This is a genomic window from Spiroplasma endosymbiont of Dasysyrphus albostriatus, assembly GCF_964019495.1.
Classification (GTDB): Bacteria; Bacillota_I; Bacilli_A; order Mycoplasmatales; family VBWQ01; genus Spiroplasma_E.
Genome location: NZ_OZ026447.1, coordinates 1,684,212 through 1,707,064, shown reverse-complemented (window position 1 = coordinate 1,707,064; position 22,853 = coordinate 1,684,212). Strand labels below are relative to the sequence as shown.

The following is a 22,853-nucleotide window of genomic DNA, read 5'->3' as shown; positions in this document are numbered from 1 at the left end:
TCATAATAAAATAATAATTAATGTAATATAACAAAAATTATATATAATAGATATAGTAAAAAAAGATTTAAAGATTGAGGAGAAAAATATGAATATTATAAAATCGGTATTAAGATTAATGTCGGCAGTTGCTTTAACTACAGTTAGCACAAGCTCAGTTATTGCATGTGATAATCAAGATTTCGAAGAAAATTTATTAAATGCAAAAGTTTCACAAGGTTTAAAATTGACTAATGCTACTGGCGAAGGATTATTAATGCCTACTATTAATATTGATGAAAATGATAAATCACAAGTAACCTGAAAAATTAATACAACTAATATTAAGGTAATAAATTTGGTTAAAAATGATAAAAAAGCTAAAGATGAAGAAAGTTTTCAATTTTTAAAAAATGCCTTAAATATTAAAATTGATAGTGGCACAAAATTAGAAGATGCTATTTTTAATGAAACAGAATTAAATGGTGGTGTAACTACTATTATTTCAAATATTAATGTTGAATTAAATCCAGTAACAGACAAAAATGATTTTTACATTGTAAAAGGTTCATATAATATAATATTTACAAATGGTGTTACAAAAACTGATAAATATAAAGTAGTTATAAAAACAAGTCCAAATGGAGTAGTTGGTCATGATATTTTTCCAATTAAAAAAACAGATTTTAATAGTAATTTTCAAAGTGAATTTAAAGTAGGTCAATCAGTAAGTAAATTTCAAATTAAGAGTGATTTGACTTCAATGTTAGATAATTCTAAAGATAATGTTAAAACAATCTTTGGAATCCAAAAATTATTAAATAAAGGACCACTAAAATTATTAGTAACAAAAAATGATAAAACAACAGGTAATTTTATGGCCAATGATAAAATTACAGTTAGATTTAAAATCGGTGAAGTTATGATTCTTGTAGGAGAAGAATTAATAGTTAACCCTTAATAATAACATCATATTCAATGCTAATTATGTTTAATAAAATATATCAAAAAAATAAAAAATAGTTTTAAAAACTATTTTTTATTTAATATAACAGGAATAATTAAAGGGTTTCTTCTTTTCTTTTTAAATATATAAGGTGCTAATGTTGATTTGATAGCATTTTTTATTGTAGCAAAAGTAGGTCTTTCACTTTTTAATACTTCATTAATAGCTTTTGTTAGTAATGATATTGCTTCAGATACTAAAGGTGCTGCATCACGAACATAGAAAGAACCGCGAGAAATAAACGTTGGTGGTGCTAATAATTTATTATTTTGTGAATCAATAGAAACAACAATTGCAATTAAACCATCTTTAGAAAGAATTTGTCTATCACGGATTACTGCAGCAGTTGTTACTCCAGACATATCTTTACCACCATCAACATAAATAGGATCAGCAGCAATGCGTTTATCGCTTAAAGAACATTTACCATTATCCATAATAATTGGATCACCGTTAGCACAAATAAATATATTTTCTTCAGGGATTCCAATTGATACAGCTGTTTCTTTATGAACTTTTAACATTCGATAATCACCATGCATTGGCATAAAGTATGATGGTTTAATTAAATTTAACATTAATTTTTGTTCTTCTTGTGAAGCATGACCAGAAGTATGCAATCAATTTAATGGTGAATTTTCTTCAACAATCGCACTAAGTCGTGTTAGTTTATTAACTACTCTTTCAACGTCAGCACGGTTACCGGGAATTGCTGATGAAGAGAATATTACTGTATCACCGGGTATAATTTTTATTTGACGATGTTCGCGATTAGCAATTCTTGATAATGCTGCCATTGGTTCACCTTGGGAACCCGTACAAATAATAACAATTTGATTATTATCATATTTTTTAGCTTCTTCTGCTTTAATAAATGAACTATCACGAACTTTTAAATGTCCCATTTGACGAATAACATTAACTATTCTTTCTAAACTTCTTCCAACAACAATAACTTTTCTATTATGTTTTGTTGCAACTTCAATAATTTGTTGTAAACGGTGTACATTAGAAGCAAAAGTAGAAATTAAAATTCTGCCCTTTGCTTTAGCAAATATTTCACTAATTCTTTTAACAACAAGCATTTCTGTCATTGTATAACCGGGTACTTCAGCATTCGTTGAATCTGCTAAAAATAATGTTACTCCTTTTTGACCCATTTGTGCCATTTTATCAATATCTGCTTTATGACCTAAAGGTGTTCAATCGAATTTATAATCACCTGTTGTTACAACAGTTCCATTTGAATTTTCTACACAAATTCCATATGCATCAGGAATTGAATGATTAACAGCAAAAAAACTAATAATAAATTTGTTAGTTTTAATTTTACTATTACCATCAACAATATTTATTTTTATTTTTGATTTTATTCCTTTGTCCTTAATTTTATGACGAATTAAAGCTGCTGCTAAGTTAGGAGCATAAATAGCTGGAATATCACTAATTTCTTTTAATAAGTATGGTATACCACCAATATGATCTTCATGACCATGAGTAATAAATATTCCTTTAATTTTATGTTTATTTTCTTTTAGGTAACTATAATCAGGAATTACTGCTTCAATTCCTGGCATAGAAGCATCAGCAAATTTTACTCCAGCATCAATAATAATAATTTCATTATCTTGTTCAATTACATAAGTATTTTTTCCAACTTCTTCTAGCCCACCAAGTGCAAAGATTTTCGTGACGAACTTTTTAACTGGCATAGTATTTTTTGTGGGTGTATCACTCATATTTTTTCTCCTTCATTCATTTTAAAATTATAAGGAAATAACATAAAACATAACATAAAAAAATGTAATGAATTTAATCATGTTTTTACTTATTACTTATTTGGTATATTATATTTAACTATAATAAAACAATTTAAAAACTTAAGTTTATCATTCTACTTTATATCATAATCCATTTATCATCATTAAGTCAAGGATTATCCTTATTAATGTGATGATAAAAGAGTTTTCCTTCTAAATGGTCTTGCTCATGTTGAAAAACAATTGCTTCATAACCTCTAACAGTTAAAGTTACTTTTTTCTTTTTTAAATAGTCATAACCTGTAACGTTGATTTTATAACTACGTGGAACTAAACCTTCATGAGGGTGATTAGTTACACTTAAACAACCTTCACCTTTTTTTAAATAAGCTATTTGTTCGCTTTTACCAATGATTTTTGGATTTATTAATGCATGTTCATAGTAAATAATCTTTTCATTTTTATCAGGAATTGGTAATAAAATATAATACATTTTTATATTTTCTCCAATTTGTGGTGCAGCAATACCAATAGCTTCGGTTAAAATGTTGTTAGCATTAAATTCTTTATCTTGTGATGCTTTTACTCAATCAATCATACGTTTCATAATATTTTCATCTTTAGGTGTTAAGGGTAAAATAACATCAGCACAAGGTTTTAATAAACTAGGTTTTGTATCTTCAGTAATTCAAGATGCTGATGGTACTTCGTTTTGTAATTTTTTTAACATTGCAGATCCTTTCATCAGTTTGTAATAAATAATAAATTAAACTAATTTGCTTTTATCAAATTTAATGATAAAGTTATTATAAACTAAATTTTGGAGAAAACATGAAAATTATTGCTGGAAAATTAAAAGGAAAAAAAATAATTACTTTAGATGGTTTATCAACACGGCCAACCTTAAATCGAATTAAAGAAAATATTTTTAATATTATGTTAAATTATTGTAGTTTTGAAGATAAAATTTTTGTTGATTTATTTGCTGGAAGTGGTAATTTAATTCTTGAAAGTTTATCACGAGGGGCAAAATTTGCTTTTGCAAATGATATTAATAAAGCTGCTTGTAATATTATTAATCAAAATTGTTTTGCTTGTAATTTACAAGAACAAGTTAAATTAAGTAATTTGGATTATCAAATTTTTAGTAAAACACTAGTACAACAGTGTGATATTGTTTTTATTGATCCACCGTTTGCAAATATTACTTGTCAACAGTGAATTATTGATTTCTTTTATAAAAATAATTTACTTGCTAATAATGCTTTAATTGTTTTAGAAACAAATGTACCACTTGAAAATTTACAATTAAATTTCCATTTTAAAGTAGTATCTAATAAAAAATACGGTAAAATATATATTAAAATAATTCAATTTTATGAAAAGTAGAAAGTAGAATGTAAATGGCACAAAAAAAAGGAAAATTAATTATTCTTTCTGGACCAAGTGGTGTTGGTAAGGGTGCAATTATTGCTAAATTATTTGCTGATAAATCATTAAATTTAGCATATTCAGTTTCGATGACAACAAGAAAACCACGTAATAAAGAACAAGATGGCATTAATTATTTTTTTGTTGATGTATCAACTTTTTTAAATCATGTTAAAGGTAATGATTTTTTAGAATATACAAATTTTATTGGTAATTACTATGGTACTAATAAGAGTTATGTTTTAAATTTGCAAAATCAAGGTTATAACGTTATTTTGGAAATTGAGGTTGATGGTGCTAGTCAAGTTTTAAAAAATTATGAACATCGCAATGATATTATGAGTATTTTTATTATGCCTCCTTCTTATCAAGAATTAGAACAAAGAATTCGTATGCGTGCTAGTGAGTCAGAAGCAATTATTGAGAAAAGATTAAATAAAGCAAAAGAAGAATTTAAAGTTCAACATGAATATGATTATATTGTTATTAACGATGACTTAGATATTGCTGTTAAAGAAATAACAGATATTATTAAAAATAATATTAATTAGTTTTTGATTTGATAGTTTAGAATTAAATATTAAAAACATTTAACGATGTTAATTTGTATAAAAATATAATGGTATAGAAAACTATATTACAATAATTTTATAAACTTAATATCAAGTTTATTTTAAATCCTATTTCTTTAATTTTAAAGCAATAGATTTTTTATAAACTTTTTAAATGTTAAAAATGTTTTTTATGATTTTTTTGTAATTTTGGTAACCAGAATCAGCCAAAATTTGTATTTTTGGATTAATAAAAAGTAAAAATTATAAGTAGTGCTAAAAGAAAAAAAGTGTTGAAATAAGTTTTTGTATTAAAAATTATTAAAAACTAATAAGTGTTACAATTAAACAAAGGGGGAAATATATTATAGATTTAAGTTGATATGATTGTATTAAGGATTGAAAATTTTATTTTAAATTAGGTTTTGGTTTATTTTTTCTAGCAGTTTTATTATATGGATTATTATCACCTTTAATTAATGGAATTACTGTAACTGATCAACAAAAAAAAGATGCTAGAAACTGAATGTGATTTACTGAAGATAAAGAAGATTTTATTTTAAATTATTTTTCTTTTTTTACAATTCAAACTAATGTTTTTGTTATTATTTGATTAATATCATCTGCTATTTTTTGAGAACAAGAAGGTAGAATTAATAGTAAATGATTTGGCCAATATATGACTTTAGCAGTAACAACTTTTATTACTATTACAGGTATTGTTTTTAATGTTATGTTATTACCAACTTTAGTAAATCAACTACAAACCTTTTATGCATGATTTACTAATATTGTCCAACATATGGTAGTTCCAATTATAATGATTATTTACTTTTTTATTATGCCAAGAGAGCAAGGTAGTGTTTTCACAACTAAAGAATTTTGAAAAAAGCGTATGTGAATGTACTATATTTATCCAGTTATTTGAGCAGTTATAATGTTAATTCGTGGTGAATTTCGTTGACAAGCAGGAAAGGTTTGAGCTTATCAATATTTCTTTTTAAACATTGACAAATCTTTTTATGGTATTCCAGGGGCTATATGATTATTAATAACTGCATTATTAATTATTTTGATTATTTTTAGTATTTCAACTTTATTTAATTTAATTAATTTAAAACAATTAAAACGAAAATATCATATTATTTAAATGATACGACAAAATAAAAAAACAAATCTTGCTATGATCGTGTTTCGTTTGGTTTATAGTTTTATGAAAAGAGATTACAATTATTATATTTGTTAATTTTAATTATAGAATACTTTAATATACTAATATTATTAATTTATAATAAAGGTTAACAATTAAGGTAGGTTTAGAATAGTCTTTAAGTGTGTATTCATTTTTAAAAACAAAACAGGCATAATTGAGTTAGTCATAAATTTAAATAAAAATAATAAAGTTAAATCAAAGAATATAACAAAATAATTTGCTAAAAATACTATTTATAATTAAGAAGTAGATTATAACGTAAAGTATTTTTACGTTGTGAAAAGAGAATTTAAAAAATATTAGATAAAAACTAAATAAAAAAATATAGAAAAGAAATGATTAAAGATAATGAATGTATAGTATTTTTATTGATAAAGATTAATAAATTTCATTTCTTAAAAAATATTGTAAGAACCTGTTTAGAATCTTTTAGAAAATAATGTAAAATTACTATATATAGCTAACGAAAGTAATGTTTACTCATAAATAATGTAAAATAATAATATGTAATTTAAACAATTCTTGCACTTACAAGTATAATTCAGCAATAATTAAAATAGATTAGGAAGATTAAATTATGCCAAAACCATACAGTGAGGACTTACGAAGAAAAGTAATAGAAGTTTATGAAAGTAAAAACATGAAAATTAAAGAAATTTGTAAAGTGTTCAATATCACTAGAAAGACTTTATTTTTATGAAGAAAAAGAAAGCAAAAAACCGGAAATATAAAACCAATTTTGAATTATCAAAAAGGACATAGCCACAAAATAAAGGATTTAGATGAATTAAAAAATTATTTAGCAGAAAATAAAGATGTTACAGTTCAAAAAGTAATTGAAAAATTTGGTGATATGACAAAAGAAACAGTGGAATGGGTGGTTGGTGGTTAGCCCTAATTACTGGACCATATTTTGATAGATATTTCTAAATTTTTATTTGTAATATTGGTGGTTTTAAAAATTTAGAATGTATTCTTTCATAATTATAAAACATAACATATTGATTTACATCATTAATAGCTTCATTGATTGTTAAATATTGATTTGAGTCTTTAGGCAATCATTCTTGAGATAAATGTGAAAATCAATTTTCAGATATGACATTACCGCCAATATCATATGGTTGTTTTTTGCTTAAAATTATTTGTTTGTTTTTTGCTCATTTTGTAATTTCTTGACAATAAAATTCGTTGGCGTTATCTGAATGTAAAATAACGTTTTTTATTTGATTTCAAGAAAATTGGTTGTTTATTTTTTCAAGTGCAGGAAGAATTAAATCTTGATATGATTTATTTGAAAATGTATTATAACTAACAACATTATTTGAATAAAAATCAATAATTACAAAAAGATATAGTCAACCTTCTTTGGTGTTTATTTGTTTAGTATCCATTGATCAAATTTGATTTGAAGCGGTTGTACTTTTGTAATCTTTGTTTACTTTATCCATTGTAGGTATTCACTTATTTGGATTTTTTTTGTTTTTAGGATAGTTATTTTTAGTTTGTTTTAATCCTTGAATATTGTGTTTTTTCATAATTTTTCGCATTTGTTTTGTTGATAATTCTATATTTAAAATGATATTTTTCTCTTGTTTTAATCACTCTTTAAAAGCTGAAAAAATTCTTAAATATCCATAAATTCTACCTTTTCTTGTAGAATGAAATTCGATTAAAAGTTGGCATAATTCTTGATATTTATGATTGCAATTAATAATATGATTTTTTTCTTTTTTAATAAGTTTTTGTTTATTTTTTAAAAAGTAATATGTTGATCTGTTTAATTGAAGATATTGACATAAGTTTCTAATTGAATATTGATTTTTGCAATCATCGATAATTTTAATTTTTTCTTTGATATTTAATTTGTTAATTATTAATGCTATTTGTTTAATTTTATCCATTAATAAAAATCCTTTCAGGTCAAAATTAGTGTTCATTATATAACACAATTGTTTTTAGAATACATTCAGATTTTTTAAATTAATGGTCTAGTAAAAAGGGCTAAGTGGCCCCATCCAATAGGTTGATTTTTTTCTAATTTTACTTTTTCTGGATTTGCTTCAATTACTTCTAAATTTTTAAAAACTCTATGAACAGTACTAACACTAATACCTGCTTTTTTACAAATAGCACAAATATCATGATATCTTTTTCCATCAGCAAAATATTCAATAATAGTTTGTTCAATATCTTCACCAATTCTTTTATATTTAGGTAATTCTAGTCATTCATCAACTAAACAAACACGAACTAATTTTTGTAATTTTTCATCAAAATATTCGTAAATTCTTCTTTTATAAGTTACTAATCCATACATTGTTTTTCTTGTTCGATATTGAAAATCAACAATTTTATATTTCTTTTTATCTCTTGTATTTCTTATTCTTCAATCTCATTTTTCTCATTTCTTTGTTATATGTTCTAAAACTAATTTATCAATTTTTGCACTTTGTTCTCTAAAATTTCATTTATAATTAAAATTCACATTTACTTCTCCTAACTATTTTAAAAAAATCTAAATTTATTGTAAATCATTTACTACATATATTATATAAATATATATAGCTAACTAAAGTAATGTTTACTCATATCTTGAAAAACAAAATCAATCGCGTTTTTAATATTTGGTCAATAATTTGGTAATATTTTTCTTATATTATGTTTTATAGCAAATCAAAAATGTTCAATTGGATTTAAATTAGGAGAATATGGTGGAAGAAATAATAGTTTGCATCCAGCATTTTCAATTAATTGTTTTGTTGCTTTAGATTTATGAAACGTCGCATTATCTAAAACTATAATTTGTCCACACTTTAATACTGGAATTAGTATATTTTTAACATATGATTCAAAAATTTTACTATTGCAATGTCCTTCAAATGCTCATAGAGCTTTTAATTTACCTTTATTTAGTGCACCAATTATACTCATTCTCTTTATTTTATATGCAGGTTTATTATCAAATAATCTTTTACCTTTTTCAGACCAACCATATTTATAAAATTCATTATCATCAATTCCAGATTCATCAATATATACCAAATCTTCATTCATTATTTTCGCTATTTCTTTTAAAAAATCTTCTTGTTTATTTTTATCTCTTTGTTCATATAGAAAAGTTTTTTTTATATGTATAATTTAGTTTTTTGAAATAGTTATAAACTGTTTCTTTTGTCATATCACCAAATTTTTCAATTACTTTTTGAACTGTAACATCTTTATTTTCTGCTAAATAATTTTTTAATTCATCTAAATCCTTTATTTTGTGGCTATGTCCTTTTTGATAATTCAAAATTGGTTTTATATTTCCGGTTTTTTGCTTTCTTTTTCTTCATAAAAATAAAGTCTTTCTAGTGATATTGAACACTTTACAAATTTCTTTAATTTTCATGTTTTTACTTTCATAAACTTCTATTACTTTTCTTCGTAAGTCCTCACTGTATGGTTTTGGCATAATTTAATCTTCCTAATCTATTTTAATTATTGCTGAATTATACTTGTAAGTGCAAGAATTGTTTAAATTACATATTATTATTTTACATTATTTATGAGTAAACATTACTTTCGTTAGCTATAAGTGTAATTTAAAATTAAATTAAAATTATTTAAAAAACTACTTTCATATTTAAAATATAATAAACAAGTAAAATATAATTAATAGTATAGGTATCACAAAATAAACGTCTTTTATTTAGGCGTTATTTTGCATTTAAAAGCATACTTGTAAAAATAATGAAAAATAGTACAATTTAAAAGTAAAATTAAAAAAAAGGAGTAATTTAATGAATCCAGAATTTTTAAAATTAGTTAAAGCTGATTATATGCATGGTGTTGAAGAGCCTTGATGCAATAACCAAGGAGTTGCGATATTACCTTATGTTATTAAAAACAATGAATATTATTATTTACTAGTTATAGAAAATAATCCATTATTTAAAGATAAAGAAATTAGTAAATATGGTACTATCACTGGAGGTCTTGAAAATTTTGACCCTTATCAAACAGTAATTAATGAAATGTTAGAAGAAACTGGAATTGATGTTAAAAATGATAAATCAAAAATTTATTATTTAGGTAAACATTATGCAAATAAATCAAGTACAAAATTATGATATTTTTTTTCTATAGATTTAACAATGTTGAATTTGGATTTAACAAAAACATACAAAGGTAGTGGTGATGGAACAGAAGCAGAAAAAGACATCATTGCAAAATTTATAAGTTATAAAAAAATTTGAAAATCTAATGATTCTTTATGTTTAGTAATTTTTGCTAAATGAACTTCTAGAGAAAAAGCAATAAAAGAAAAAGCAAAACAACTATTTAATTTTAAAAATGAAATATTATCTGATAAGTTTTTAACTGGAATTCATCTTAATGAAATTGACCAAGAAAACCCAGAATCAATAATTGACTTTTTACCTAGAGAAAATTGAAAAGAATTTTTGGAACTTGAAGAAGATTTAAACAATAGTATATTTGATCAACTGCAAAGATTAAGGGATGAAATGTTAATTTCAAATTCATCAAATTTACATGAAGATTTGAAATTACAAGCTAATAAATTTTACCATAAAAATAAAAATATTTTTCAAGAATCTGAAGAAATAAATAAATTAGGTGATGAATATTATTCAGTTCCAAAAATTTATGAAATAAATTCAACTGCACTTCATTTATAAAAAAGGAGTAATTAAATATGAATCAATTTGAAAAACAGAAAATAGAACAATCTATTAAAGATTTTAAGAAAAGTATAGAAAATACTTACACAGAAATATCTTTTTTAGAAAAGAAAAAAATAGAAAAATTTAATAATATACCTTTAAAAGGTATAACTTTTGGTTTTACTGATTGAAATAAAAAAATAAATTCTAAAATAAAATATAACGAATCTATGATAGATTATTTTAATGAAAAAATATCTCAAAGTAATAAAATATTATTAATATTAAATACTAAAAAAGAACCAGCTTTTTTAAAAAAAGTCATAAATAGTATTGATAATAAAATGGAAAAATCTAAATCAATTAAGACTACAAAAGAACGAAAAATAAAAACAGAAATATTTTTATAGGAAGGAAAATAAAATGAAAACATGAATAAAAGCAAATTTTTATAAAATAACATCAATATTAGCATTATTTTTAGCAACAACTGGTTTAATAATTGGTTCAATATCACATCATAAAACAAATGATTTACAATATTATTTAGGACATCAGTATAATGTTTACTGGGGGGGGCTGGAACAACTATATGGTCTCACAAAACAAATGATGAACACAAAATAGAGTTATATTTTGGAATTAAACCAGATGAAAGTTATGATATAAAATGAGATGGTGTTTATCCTAATGGATATTTTGATAATTAAATTTCTAAATTAATATAAGAAATATTTTCGTTATATTTATCGAATAAACTAATATTAGTTAGATTTATTTCTTGTTTATCAGTTATTAAAATTAAATGATAATTACCAGCACCAAATATACCACTAATTTCTACCCGATTTAAGTTATTAATCGGGTTTTCAATTTGTAATTCAAATTCACTGTTATTATCAATTTGTAAAATTTCTTTATAAAATTCTAATTTAGAAAATAATTGAGATTTATTTGAACCATATAAATTTAAAGCATTTTCAATTTTATTATTACTAATGATTGCTTTTGTAAAATATTTTCCATATTCACCATTTGCCAATGTTCAATCTGCTGGGATTAACGAAGGTATATTATTAGTTTCTAATTCATTGGTAATTGATAATCAATTGAATTGATTATCATCTAACTTAAATAATTCGTTTTGACTAATATCATTATTTTTTAATTTAATATTATTTAAATTAGTAAAATCAAAATATTTTGATTTTAATATGACTTTTGCATCTTTAAATTTTCAAATATCATCCTTAGTAGGATGTATTGGACTTGATTTTAATTCAAAATAATAAGGTAATAATAATTTATAATCATCATTTAAACCTTTATTAATTGATAATATTGAATAAATATATTCTGATAACATTATAAATATTTGTTTAAATATTTTTACTTGTTTTAAATTAATATAATTAGGATAATCTAATTTTCACTGTTTAAATAAATTGGTAATAACATCTTCTGGTTTTTGTCCTTCAAATTTTGCTCTTAATTTTGCAATTTCATTTTTTGGTTTACCATTATCATTATATGTATCACCTTCAAAATTTCTATTATAGTTATATGTATAACTTAACATGTCTAATAATAGTTGTTGTAGACTGTCAATTGGTGATTTATCATTTATTTCAATTTCAATATCATTAAAATTCTGTGATAATTCAATAGCAATATATTTACTAGGATATGGTGGGGTTGGTTGTCTATGACTATATAATATATAGCTAACGAAAGTAATGTTTACTCATAAATAATGTAAAATAATAATATGTAATTTAAACAATTCTTGCACTTACAAGTATAATTCAGCAATAATTAAAATAGATTAGGAAGATTAAATTATGCCAAAACCATACAGTGAGGACTTACGAAGAAAAGTAATAGAAGTTTATGAAAGTAAAAACATGAAAATTAAAGAAATTTGTAAAGTGTTCAATATCACTAGAAAGACTTTATTTTTATGAAGAAAAAGAAAGCAAAAAACCGGAAATATAAAACCAATTTTGAATTATCAAAAAGGACATAGCCACAAAATAAAGGATTTAGATGAATTAAAAAATTATTTAGCAGAAAATAAAGATGTTACAGTTCAAAAAGTAATTGAAAAATTTGGTGATATGACAAAAGAAACAGTTTATAACTATTTCAAAAAACTAAATTATACATATAAAAAAAACTTTTCTATATGAACAAAGAGATAAAAATAAACAAGAAGATTTTTTAAAAGAAATAGCGAAAATAATGAATGAAGATTTGGTATATATTGATGAATCTGGAATTGATGATAATGAATTTTATAAATATGGTTGGTCTGAAAAAGGTAAAAGATTATTTGATAATAAACCTGCATATAAAATAAAGAGAATGAGTATAATTGGTGCACTAAATAAAGGTAAATTAAAAGCTCTATGAGCATTTGAAGGACATTGCAATAGTAAAATTTTTGAATCATATGTTAAAAATATACTAATTCCAGTATTAAAGTGTGGACAAATTATAGTTTTAGATAATGCGACGTTTCATAAATCTAAAGCAACAAAACAATTAATTGAAAATGCTGGATGCAAACTATTATTTCTTCCACCATATTCTCCTAATTTAAATCCAATTGAACATTTTTGATTTGCTATAAAACATAATATAAGAAAAATATTACCAAATTATTGACCAAATATTAAAAACGCGATTGATTTTGTTTTTCAAGATATGAGTAAACATTACTTTAGTTAGCTATATATTGTTCATTCTTTTTCATTTCAAAATCAGTTAATTTTTTAGGTATTGGTGCTGGTCCATCATATTTACCAATTTTGGCATATGTTATTTTTGCATTATTAATAATTTCTTTTCTTGTTTCAGTGCCACCACCAATAGCAATTAAATCTAAAACTGATTTTTCTTGTCCAATAAATTGTTTTGCTAAATTTCAAGGTAAAATTTGTTCACTAAATCATTGTTGTAATATTCTAACTTTTGGTTGAGTTTCAATAGGCATTGATAACAAGGGAAATGCTATCTTATCTTTGACAAATAACTTTGGGTATACTTCCATATTGTCAACTTCACCAAGTACCTTTATATTGCCAAAAATCATGCTTCTAGGGGATTTAATTTTTAAACCAATTACTTTGGTATCTTTATCTAATGGTTTTTGTAATTTAATAATGATTGGATAACCATCTCTTGTTTTAAAATCTTTAATTTTAATAATAGTTATACTTTTAGTACTTCTAGTTTTTGGATTTTGATAAGGTTGTGAATAATTATTAATGATATATAAATTATCAATATTATTTTCAGTTAATGGTTCATTAATAGATACAGCATATAACTTAAATTGATTTAATAAATTTATTTCTTGAAATATTAAATTTTTAATATCAGTCATACTATATTCAATTGTATTATCATTAATATTTGTACTTGCTCTTTGATTTAATTGCATAGTAAAATCAGATGTTTCAACTGCAATAGTTTTTAATACTTTATTAATATCAATAAAACCAATTTTAATAGTATTTGCTGAAAATTTTAAAGTATTTGGATGGGCCACTTAGCCCTTTTTACTAGACCATTAATTTAAAAAATCTGAATGTATTCTAAAAACAATTGTGTTATATAATGAACACTAATTTTGACCTGAAAGGATTTTTATTAATGGATAAAATTAAACAAATAGCATTAATAATTAACAAATTAAATATCAAAGAAAAAATTAAAATTATCGATGATTGCAAAAATCAATATTCAATTAGAAACTTATGTCAATATCTTCAATTAAACAGATCAACATATTACTTTTTAAAAAATAAACAAAAACTTATTAAAAAAGAAAAAAATCATATTATTAATTGCAATCATAAATATCAAGAATTATGCCAACTTTTAATCGAATTTCATTCTACAAGAAAAGGTAGAATTTATGGATATTTAAGAATTTTTTCAGCTTTTAAAGAGTGATTAAAACAAGAGAAAAATATCATTTTAAATATAGAATTATCAACAAAACAAATGCGAAAAATTATGAAAAAACACAATATTCAAGGATTAAAACAAACTAAAAATAACTATCCTAAAAACAAAAAAAATCCAAATAAGTGAATACCTACAATGGATAAAGTAAACAAAGATTACAAAAGTACAACCGCTTCAAATCAAATTTGATCAATGGATACTAAACAAATAAACACCAAAGAAGGTTGACTATATCTTTTTGTAATTATTGATTTTTATTCAAATAATGTTGTTAGTTATAATACATTTTCAAATAAATCATATCAAGATTTAATTCTTCCTGCACTTGAAAAAATAAACAACCAATTTTCTTGAAATCAAATAAAAAACGTTATTTTACATTCAGATAACGCCAACGAATTTTATTGTCAAGAAATTACAAAATGAGCAAAAAACAAACAAATAATTTTAAGCAAAAAACAACCATATGATATTGGCGGTAATGTCATATCTGAAAATTGATTTTCACATTTATCTCAAGAATGATTGCCTAAAGACTCAAATCAATATTTAACAATCAATGAAGCTATTAATGATGTAAATCAATATGTTATGTTTTATAATTATGAAAGAATACATTCTAAATTTTTAAAACCACCAATATTACAAATAAAAATTTAGAAATATCTATCAAAATATGGTCCAGTAATTAGGGCTAACCACCGCTTTATATCAAAGTGGCAAATCAGTATCTTGCCTTGCTAAAGAATATAATGTTACAAGAGCAGCTACTTACAATTGAATTAAGCAATTTAGTAATTCAGGAAGTTTTAAAACTAAAGATAATCGTTCTTTTGAAGAAAATGAATTAATTAAATTAAGAAAAGAATTAAAGCAATTACGAATGGAAAATGATATTTTAAAGCAAGCAGCACTAATAATAGGCAGAAAATAGAAATTATTGTCAAAAATAAAGCTAAATATAAAATTCGCACAATGTGTCGTTTTTTAAAAATATCTAAATCAACATATTATTTTAATTTAAAGAAAAAAGAAAATAAAATCAAAAATAATATTTATGATGAAGCTGTTATTAGTGCTTTTAAAGAAAATAAAGAAGTTTATGGTACTAGAAGATTAAAAAAAATTCTAGAAAACCAAGAAATTTATTTATCGCGCAGAAAAATTAAAAAAATTATGAATGAACATAATTTAATATCAAAATATACTAAATTATCATTCAAAAATCATAATAACAAAATTAACGATAGTCAAATAACTAATCTTGTTAATAGAAAATTTAAGAATAGGATTAAAAATGAAGTTATTGTTAGTGATTTAACTTATGTACAAGTTAATGGTAGGTGAAACTATATTTGCCTATTAATAGACCTATTTAACCGCGAAATTATCGGACATAGTGTTGGAGTTAAAAAAGATGCATCATTAGTACATCAAGCATTTATGCAATCAAATCGCTGTTTAAAAGATATTCAAATATTTCATAGTGATCGCGGTAATGAATTTAACAATAAAATTATTGATAAACTTTTACTAGCATTCAACATTAACCGTTCTTTAAGTAAAAAAGGTTGTCCTTATGATAATGCTGTTGCTGAAGCAACTTTTAAAACTTTTAAAACCGAATTTATTAATGATAAAAATTTTACATCATTAATCCAATTAAAATTAGAATTATTTGATTACATCAATTGATATAACAATATAAGAATTCACAGCACTTTAAACTACTTAACTCCAGTTAAATATCAACAACAAATGTCTACCAAAAAATAGTCCTAAAAAGTGTTGCCATTCCAATATTAGTTTCTTGTTTTGTATAATAATCACGTTCAGTATCTTCTTCTTCTATAAATTCAGTTGGTGTATCTTTTCCTATATATTGATATATTTCTTCTATATCACCAATTAAATTAATTTTTCCACGTTCAGGATAAGAATTACCGCCACCACTAAATTCTTTCTTTTTATTGTTATAGTAAATCGTTCCGGTATTTAAAATTCTTTTATTTTGGATTTGTTCACTATACGTCATGGAATCAACATTTAGCAATTCAAATTCATTAAAAACATTATTTAAATAAATTTTAATTATTTTATAAAATTTCATAAAGTTATTTTCTGTTGAATATTGATAACTGATTTTAATAAAATATCATTTAAATATTTCTATATTATTATTTTCAACTTTCTTTCATAAAGGACTAGTTTCAATATTAAATCAATTATTTTTAACATCATTAATATTTTCGTTTGCTTTAATTAATTCACTATTTAATTTGGTAATTTCATTTTCATTAGTAGTAATTCGTTTTTGTTGTTTAGCAGAAAAATCACAAGTTGGTGCATGAGTAAAATCACCAATTTGCGGATTATTTTGTAATGCTTCTGGTGGTAATGTACCAATTTCATCAGGTCAATCTAAAATCATTGTTTCAGTTTCTTTATCGTAATCTGTTGCAACATAACCTTTATTAATAAATTTACTAACAGGACCTCTATATATTTCATTTTCATTATCATCAACTAAATCATCATATAATTTAATTTGTTTTGATAATGTAAATTCTTTTTGTTGTTCAATTAATTCATCAACTTGATTTCTAGTATAAAATGCTTTTAAGTCAATTTTTTCAACATCTATTTCATCATCATTATAACTTGAAAATATTTGTTTTAATTCTGTTAATCTTGCTCATATTTTCATTCTACTAGGTGCTAAATCTCAAACATTAATTGTAGGAGTACTATTTGCACTAAATTGAGTACCATTATTAAATTGAATAGTAGCATCAACATTAAATTCAATTGGTGTACGATTAAAAACTCAATGTTCAACCATTACATAAACCATATCTTTTAATGTTTCTTTAATTAATTCATCTTTAAAACTATCAAAAGGAAATTTAGATAAAATAAAATCAAGATAAGCATTAATATCATTTTGCGCGCGAATAGCAAAAGTTTTAAATCAATCATTAACATTTGGTCATGTATTGATATATTGTGGTGGGGTTTCTGTAATTTTTCCAGTTAATGGATATCAGTTATTATAATTTTCTAGACTGACACCAGTTCAAAGTTTATTAATCATAATTTATCATTCCTTAAAAAATGCTTGTTTATAATGATGAGTATGTTTTTTTGTTTTTTTATGTGTTAGAACCTGTTTAGAATCTTTTAGAAAATAATGTAAAATTACTATATATTTTAAAATAAGAGGTATATATGCATAAAAATTATCCAAGTCATGTTACTAAAGAACAATTTGAGAACATAAAATCAACTTTAGAAAACAGCAAAAAGAAAACAAAACCAAGAAATTTAGATTTATATGAAGTGTTTTGTGCAGTTTTATATGTATTAAAAAGTGGTTGTCAATGAAGAATGTTACCAAAAAATTTTCCAAAATGACAAACTGTATATTATTATTTCCAAATTTGAAGTAAAAACAATGATAAAGAACCTAGTGTATTGCAATTAATTTTAAAAAAAATTAGTTAAAAAGATTCGTATTAAGAATCATCGAAAAGAAAAAACTAGTTTTTGTATAATTGATTCGCAAAGTGTTAAAAATACAGATACTACTGAAAATAAAGGTTATGATGCTGGTAAAAAGATTTCAGGAATAAAACGTCATATTGCAGTTGATACGCAAGGTTTACCACATGCAATTTACATAACTACAGCAGAAAAAACAGATCGTAATAGTGCTATCATAATGATTAAAAGTGAAAAAGAAAGAGGCTTTTTAATAATCTGTGTTTCTTTGTTTTACAAAGTTACTAATTCAGATTAATTCTGTCTTCAAATTTTATCATAAAATGAGCAATTGCTGTATTTCAATTTTGAATGGGCATTGTTCATTTTTTTGTTATATTGTCAATTGCTAAATAAAATATTTTAAAAACTGACATATCGTTAGGAAAAACTTTTTTATTTCTGATGACTTTTCGTAATTGACTATTAACAGATTCAATAGCATTTGTGGTATAAATTACCCTTTTTATTTCTGCAGGATAACTAATAAAAACCATTAAATTATCTCAATTTTTATATCAAGATTTAGCAATTTGTGGATATTGTTTAGTTCATTTATTTTCAAATGATTCTAAAGCTTGCATTGCTTGTTCTTCACTACATGCAGTATAAATTGGTTTTAAATCTGCAACTAGAGATTTTCTATGCTTATATGAGACATATTTCAAACTATTTCTAATTTGATGAACGATGCATAATTGATGTTCGGTTTTAGGATAAACTGATTGTATTGCTTCTGACATGCCTGTTAAATTATCACTACAAGCAATCAGAATATCATTTAAGCCACGATTTTTCATTTCTGTGAAATTGGCTAATCAAAATTTAGAACCTTCATTTTCACTAATTCATAAACCTAAAACATCTTTTTTACCTTCTAAATCAACTCCTAAAGCTATATAAACTGATTTATTAATAATCCGTTTATCTTGTCGTACTTTAACTACTATACAATCAAAATAAACAATCGGATAAACACTATCTAATGGTCGATTTTGCCATGCTTTGACGTCATCAATAACATCATCAGTAATTTGACTAATAACACTTTCACTAATATCAGCACCATGATATAACTCTTGTAATTGCATTCTAATATCTGATAATGTCATACCTTTTGCATATAAAGAAAGAACTTGTTGATCAAAACCATCAAATCTTCTTTGTCTTTTTGCAACTATTACAGGATTAAAATTACTATTACGATCTCTTGGTACATCAATTTCAATTTTACCTTGTTGGGTTATTAATTTTTTTGAACTTATACCATTACGAGCATTGTCACTATTACTATGTTGATTCTTATCATATCCTAAATAATTTTGCATCTCAGAATTCAACATTTTTTCTACTAATCTTTTTGTTAATTCTTTATATAATCCTCCCTCTTTAAAAACTGTTGTTAAATCTTCAGTATTTTCTAATAATAAATCTACTGCTTGTGATATTGGATCATTGTTATTAATATTTTGCTTTTTAGCCATCTGTAACTCACTCTTTCTAGAAAATTAATTATATTTACTAGAACTAATTAAACATAGTTATTTTTGTAAGTTACACAGATTACTAAACATTACCAAAAGAAAATCTTTCTACAGTTCAAAAAATAATAGTAGATGCTGGCTATACTGGTGAAAAATTTGCTTCTGCAATCAAAACAATCATAAATGCAAATGTTGAAGTTGTAAAACGTAATGAATTACATTCTTTTGTAGTATTGCCAAAAAGATGAGTTGTAGAACGAAGCTTTGCATGATTAGAAAAATGCAGAAGATTATGAAAAAATTGTGAAAGAAAACTAAATACTAGTTTACAAATGGTTGTTCTTTCCTTTATTTCAATTTTATTAAAAAGATTCTAAACAGGTTCTTATATGCTCAATTTCTTTTTGTATTTTATTTTTACCTTTTTTTAATTTTTTCTTACTTTTTGCTATAACTTGACTATATGCAAATTTTTCTAAATGATGTAATAATCCTGTACCAAATAAAGTATTTACTGAAAATTTTAAACCAATATTTTTAAATGATTTGTTAATATTTTCAATAGGATTATTAATAACATTTACTACTTTATGATAAGTTCTAATAGTTCTAAATATTTCTCTATATACTTTAAAACTATCTTTAATTATTTGTTGAACAACTGGTGGAGCAAATGCTATTGCTTTTAATCATTTATTACGATTAACACCATAACCAATGTATCAACCACTATATCAACGATATCAATGAAATGGATGTATTTGAGTAACAAAAGTTTTTGCTTTAAGAATACTATCAACAACTGTAATTGGTTTATATTTAGGATTGCGATGATAAATAGTAATTGCACATTTATCTAATGACAAAGGTTGAACTTTACAACCTATAAATACTGGTGAATTTAATGGAATTAATTGTGCGTGTTTAATTGCTCGTTTTTCTGCACTAGTAAATAAGTCAGTTGCTTTTTCTTTTAATTTATTAATTTTTTCAAATGCTTGTTTTTCTAATTTTTCAAATTTTTCTTGTAATTTATATATACTTTCTCGTAATTTTTCAAAATATGGTGTTTCTTTTCAAAATTTATTAAAACCTTTTTTTAAGTAAAATCTAATATCAAAATATTTAAAAGTTTGATTTGCTTTTAAAACAAGTTGATGAATAACATTATTTTTAAAATCAAATTTAATAGCATTAGCACGAATTTTTTGTAAATCTAAAATTAAAGTTTTTCCATATCTATTTTCTGTATGTATTGTATGAACTAAATTTAATCAATCATGCTGATTCATAGATAGTACTTTTTTTAAATCAGTATTAAATTTTTTTAAAAAGTTATTTGCTTTTTCGATATCTTTAATTTTAAATTTAGGAATTAATTGTGGACTTAATTTTATTAATGTATTTTGTAATAATAAGTGTTCCATTAATTTTTCTGTTTCTAATTTTTGAAAATTATTCTTATATTGTCTTTCAGCAACATAACCTAAATCTCGTAATACTGTTTCACGATTAGGAGTAAAACTATAATTCATTAAATAACGTTTATTACCAATAATTTTATCTGTTAAAATTTCTTTTTCACTTACTTGACTAATAATTTCTTGTAAGTTTTTTGCTTCTTTAATACCAACTTGTTCTAATGTTTTAGTTTTTTGTGCTAACTTAATAAATTTAGTAGTGCGATAACCACGACTAATTTTATTAAGTCCAGCAAATGCAGGAAGTATGTTAAAGAAAGTATTTAATTTTGTTACATTTCCTTTTAAATAATCATAAACTTGATTAATAGTAAAATCAGTTAAAATTCTACACCAACAGCACTAATACTAGCAACTAAATCACTTGCACCTAATCCAAGTGCTATACTTTCACTTAATCCACCAGTAAAAGGGGCAAGTGCTACTGCTATGACCTGTACACCAATCATTTCTAAAATTTCTCATCAAAAACTTTTATTTTCTTGCTGTTTACTTATTCTAGTATGTTTGGATTTATTTATGTTCAAAAGTATTGCTGTACTAGTTGTACCGATTGGCATGGCATTTATTTTCCTTTATTTAAGAGTTATTTTAATTGGATTTGTTGTTCCTTTATAATTTAAGTCATTAACATTTGCAGTAATAGTTATATATAAGTCACTTGCTTTTTGTTTTTGATTACTTACATTAGTTTTTCCTTGTGCATCACTAAAATATTTAATAGTTGGATTTGTTAAATTAGGATTTAATGATTTAAGTTCATTAGTACTTTTTATTTGTGTATTTAATTCACTATTATTGTTATTAACATTTGCAGTAATATCAGTTGTTAAACTTGTAATTTTAGTTTTTAAATCAGTTTTATTACTATTAATAATTCCACATAACATTCAGCGTGAAGTTGTTTCTTCATCTGTTATATAGGGTATTGCTTCACCAGTTACTTCTCCTCCAACTAAATATCTTCTTCCAACTTTACCATCAGCAATATCTTGAACATATACAACTGTATTTTGTAACATATATCTTTTCATTGCTCTTGGTGTAGCTAAAACAAAAGACATAATTTTAGTTTCATTATTATCAGTAAAAGTCATATAATCATCCATTACAATTTGACACAGCACACCTTTAATATATAAGTCATTTCCATTTAATCTTAATTGTTGTGCAATCTGATTATCAGTAATTAAACCTTTATTATTAGCTAAATAAACAATATTATCATAAAGATTATTAGTAATAAAAAAACGACAATTATTACTATTTCTTAATTGAAATAAAGTATTTCAAGCATCTAACATTGATTTTAAATATCCTACTGGTGACTTATCAGTAATATCTACTTTAGTTGCATATTTTGCAATTACATTTGTATCATTATTTGCTAAATAATCTGCTAAATCATTAGCAACTTCATATTGCATTGTATTTAATAAATTTTGTCCATTTTCAGCATTTAAATCAACATTAGCAATTATTTCACCTGCAACTGCTTCTTCTTTAATTTCTTTTAAAATTTTAATAGTTTCAGCATAACTAACATCTAATCCTTTGCTTTTATCATTTCATTTTAGTATTTTCATTTCTGGATTTTTTGGTTTTTTAACTATAAATTCAATTTTTGTAGAATTAACCATTTCAATGGGAAAAAAACTTGCTCATGGTGAATTTGATTGTTTATAAAATTCTATAAATTCTGGTGCTTCTACTAATTTTTCGGTATTATCTAAATTTTTATTGAATGGTACTGCCATTTTTTA

The 22,853-nt window shown here is 23.5% G+C and carries 25 protein-coding genes and 2 pseudogenes; 14 read left to right on the top strand and 13 right to left on the bottom strand.

Annotation, left to right across the window (positions count from 1 at the left end; translation table 4 throughout):
• The first annotated feature begins 88 nt into the window (after positions 1-88).
• The gene (locus tag AACL11_RS10195; protein ID WP_338987719.1) at positions 89-940 is read left to right on the top strand and encodes a hypothetical protein; all 852 of its coding nucleotides are present in this window, start codon (positions 89-91) and stop codon (positions 938-940) included.
• A 71-nt stretch (positions 941-1,011) separates the two neighbouring features.
• On the opposite strand, the gene AACL11_RS10190 is transcribed toward AACL11_RS10195, so the two are convergent.
• Positions 1,012-2,724: a ribonuclease J gene (locus tag AACL11_RS10190; RefSeq protein WP_338987718.1), complete on the bottom strand. Its 1,713-nt coding sequence runs from the start codon at positions 2,722-2,724 to the stop codon at positions 1,012-1,014.
• Positions 2,725-2,884: 160 nt separating this feature from the next.
• Positions 2,885-3,475, bottom strand: coding sequence for a peptide deformylase (gene def / locus AACL11_RS10185; RefSeq protein ID WP_338980486.1), 591 nt, complete (start codon positions 3,473-3,475; stop codon positions 2,885-2,887).
• A gap of 101 nt (positions 3,476-3,576) precedes the next feature.
• On the opposite strand from def, the gene AACL11_RS10180 reads away from it, so the two are divergent.
• The 4 genes from AACL11_RS10180 (at position 3,577) to AACL11_RS10165 (ending at position 6,832) form a co-directional block, all read left to right on the top strand.
• Positions 3,577-4,134, top strand: a complete 558-nt coding sequence (locus AACL11_RS10180; protein WP_338987717.1) for an RsmD family RNA methyltransferase — start codon at positions 3,577-3,579, stop codon at positions 4,132-4,134.
• Between the two features lie 14 nt (positions 4,135-4,148).
• The gene (gene gmk / locus AACL11_RS10175) at positions 4,149-4,727 is read left to right on the top strand and encodes a guanylate kinase (protein WP_252319969.1); all 579 of its coding nucleotides are present in this window, start codon (positions 4,149-4,151) and stop codon (positions 4,725-4,727) included.
• A gap of 526 nt (positions 4,728-5,253) precedes the next feature.
• Positions 5,254-5,877 (top strand): Pr6Pr family membrane protein, encoded by a 624-nt coding sequence (locus tag AACL11_RS10170; RefSeq protein WP_338987716.1) that lies wholly within the window; start codon positions 5,254-5,256, stop codon positions 5,875-5,877.
• A gap of 640 nt (positions 5,878-6,517) precedes the next feature.
• A complete protein-coding gene (locus tag AACL11_RS10165; RefSeq protein WP_338987715.1) occupies positions 6,518-6,832 on the top strand; it encodes an IS630 transposase-related protein in 315 nt (104 codons plus the stop codon).
• Between the two features lie 34 nt (positions 6,833-6,866).
• On the opposite strand, the gene AACL11_RS10160 is transcribed toward AACL11_RS10165, so the two are convergent.
• The 4 genes from AACL11_RS10160 to AACL11_RS10145 form a co-directional block, all read right to left on the bottom strand.
• Positions 6,867-7,880: an IS3 family transposase gene (locus AACL11_RS10160; RefSeq protein WP_338986622.1), complete on the bottom strand. Its 1,014-nt coding sequence runs from the start codon at positions 7,878-7,880 to the stop codon at positions 6,867-6,869.
• Positions 7,881-7,918: 38 nt separating this feature from the next.
• Positions 7,919-8,428 carry a UPF0236 family transposase-like protein gene (locus tag AACL11_RS10155; RefSeq protein WP_338987714.1) on the bottom strand — a complete coding sequence of 170 codons (510 nt, stop codon included), beginning with the start codon at positions 8,426-8,428 and terminating at the stop codon, positions 7,919-7,921.
• An 80-nt stretch (positions 8,429-8,508) separates the two neighbouring features.
• A complete protein-coding gene (locus tag AACL11_RS10150) occupies positions 8,509-9,009 on the bottom strand; it encodes an IS630 family transposase (RefSeq protein WP_338988468.1) in 501 nt (166 codons plus the stop codon).
• A gap of 28 nt (positions 9,010-9,037) precedes the next feature.
• Positions 9,038-9,397, bottom strand: a complete 360-nt coding sequence (locus AACL11_RS10145) for a helix-turn-helix domain-containing protein (RefSeq protein ID WP_338973555.1) — start codon at positions 9,395-9,397, stop codon at positions 9,038-9,040.
• Between the two features lie 328 nt (positions 9,398-9,725).
• Between AACL11_RS10145 and AACL11_RS10140 the strand changes: the two genes are divergently transcribed.
• From AACL11_RS10140 to AACL11_RS10130, 3 genes are read left to right on the top strand one after another with little or no spacing between them, the layout of a single operon-like run.
• The gene (locus tag AACL11_RS10140) at positions 9,726-10,625 is read left to right on the top strand and encodes a hypothetical protein (protein ID WP_338987713.1); all 900 of its coding nucleotides are present in this window, start codon (positions 9,726-9,728) and stop codon (positions 10,623-10,625) included.
• A gap of 17 nt (positions 10,626-10,642) precedes the next feature.
• The gene (locus AACL11_RS10135) at positions 10,643-11,020 is read left to right on the top strand and encodes a hypothetical protein (RefSeq protein ID WP_252320899.1); all 378 of its coding nucleotides are present in this window, start codon (positions 10,643-10,645) and stop codon (positions 11,018-11,020) included.
• Positions 11,021-11,033: 13 nt separating this feature from the next.
• Positions 11,034-11,237 carry a hypothetical protein gene (locus AACL11_RS10130; protein ID WP_338987712.1) on the top strand — a complete coding sequence of 68 codons (204 nt, stop codon included), beginning with the start codon at positions 11,034-11,036 and terminating at the stop codon, positions 11,235-11,237.
• 79 nt (positions 11,238-11,316) lie between these two features.
• Here AACL11_RS10130 and AACL11_RS10125 read toward each other — a convergent pair whose 3' ends face one another.
• The gene (locus tag AACL11_RS10125) at positions 11,317-12,402 is read right to left on the bottom strand and encodes a hypothetical protein (RefSeq protein WP_338987711.1); all 1,086 of its coding nucleotides are present in this window, start codon (positions 12,400-12,402) and stop codon (positions 11,317-11,319) included.
• 49 nt (positions 12,403-12,451) lie between these two features.
• Here AACL11_RS10125 and AACL11_RS10120 point away from each other — a divergent pair, with 49 nt between their 5' ends.
• Positions 12,452-12,811 (top strand): helix-turn-helix domain-containing protein, encoded by a 360-nt coding sequence (locus tag AACL11_RS10120; RefSeq protein ID WP_338973555.1) that lies wholly within the window; start codon positions 12,452-12,454, stop codon positions 12,809-12,811.
• A complete protein-coding gene (locus AACL11_RS10115; protein ID WP_338988471.1) occupies positions 12,768-13,340 on the top strand; it encodes an IS630 family transposase in 573 nt (190 codons plus the stop codon). Before AACL11_RS10120 ends, AACL11_RS10115 begins: the two co-directional genes overlap by 44 nt.
• On the opposite strand, the gene AACL11_RS10110 is transcribed toward AACL11_RS10115, so the two are convergent.
• A complete protein-coding gene (locus tag AACL11_RS10110) occupies positions 13,333-14,163 on the bottom strand; it encodes a hypothetical protein (RefSeq protein ID WP_338987710.1) in 831 nt (276 codons plus the stop codon). The genes AACL11_RS10115 and AACL11_RS10110 overlap by 8 nt on opposite strands.
• A gap of 68 nt (positions 14,164-14,231) precedes the next feature.
• Here AACL11_RS10110 and AACL11_RS10105 point away from each other — a divergent pair, with 68 nt between their 5' ends.
• Together AACL11_RS10105 and AACL11_RS10100 are read left to right on the top strand one after the other, a co-directional pair.
• The gene (locus AACL11_RS10105) at positions 14,232-15,245 is read left to right on the top strand and encodes an IS3 family transposase (RefSeq protein ID WP_338986622.1); all 1,014 of its coding nucleotides are present in this window, start codon (positions 14,232-14,234) and stop codon (positions 15,243-15,245) included.
• 28 nt (positions 15,246-15,273) lie between these two features.
• Positions 15,274-16,361, top strand: a protein-coding gene (locus AACL11_RS10100; RefSeq protein WP_338988520.1) for an IS3 family transposase whose coding sequence is annotated in 2 segments (ribosomal slippage) — positions 15,274-15,484 and positions 15,484-16,361 — 1,089 coding nt in all. Because the reading frame shifts where the segments join, the coding sequence is not laid out codon by codon here.
• On the opposite strand, the gene AACL11_RS10095 is transcribed toward AACL11_RS10100, so the two are convergent.
• On the bottom strand, positions 16,348-17,679 hold the full coding sequence (locus AACL11_RS10095) for a hypothetical protein (RefSeq protein WP_338987709.1): 1,332 nt from the start codon (positions 17,677-17,679) through the stop codon (positions 16,348-16,350). The two genes, AACL11_RS10100 and AACL11_RS10095, sit on opposite strands and share 14 nt — an antisense overlap.
• Before the next feature lie 134 nt (positions 17,680-17,813).
• On the opposite strand from AACL11_RS10095, the pseudogene AACL11_RS10090 reads away from it, so the two are divergent.
• Positions 17,814-18,312 (top strand): annotated as a pseudogene (locus AACL11_RS10090) (IS5 family transposase); the annotation flags it as partial.
• A gap of 58 nt (positions 18,313-18,370) precedes the next feature.
• Here AACL11_RS10090 and AACL11_RS10085 read toward each other — a convergent pair.
• Entirely contained in the window at positions 18,371-19,609 is a 1,239-nt protein-coding gene (locus AACL11_RS10085; RefSeq protein ID WP_338986680.1) for an IS256 family transposase, read from the bottom strand.
• Between the two features lie 95 nt (positions 19,610-19,704).
• Between AACL11_RS10085 and AACL11_RS10080 the strand changes: the two are divergent.
• Positions 19,705-19,986: pseudogene (locus tag AACL11_RS10080) on the top strand (transposase); the annotation flags it as partial.
• Here the strand turns inward: AACL11_RS10080 and AACL11_RS10075 are convergent.
• From AACL11_RS10075 to AACL11_RS10065, 3 genes are all read right to left on the bottom strand, one after another.
• The gene (locus tag AACL11_RS10075; RefSeq protein ID WP_338987708.1) at positions 19,972-21,144 is read right to left on the bottom strand and encodes a hypothetical protein; all 1,173 of its coding nucleotides are present in this window, start codon (positions 21,142-21,144) and stop codon (positions 19,972-19,974) included. The pseudogene AACL11_RS10080 and the gene AACL11_RS10075 sit on opposite strands and share 15 nt — an antisense overlap.
• 266 nt (positions 21,145-21,410) lie before the next feature.
• Complete coding sequence (locus AACL11_RS10070; RefSeq protein ID WP_338987707.1) at positions 21,411-21,650, bottom strand: hypothetical protein; 240 nt, start codon at positions 21,648-21,650, stop codon at positions 21,411-21,413.
• Positions 21,651-21,665: 15 nt separating this feature from the next.
• The gene (locus AACL11_RS10065) at positions 21,666-22,847 is read right to left on the bottom strand and encodes a hypothetical protein (RefSeq protein WP_338987706.1); all 1,182 of its coding nucleotides are present in this window, start codon (positions 22,845-22,847) and stop codon (positions 21,666-21,668) included.
• Between the last annotated feature and the right edge of the window lie 6 nt (positions 22,848-22,853).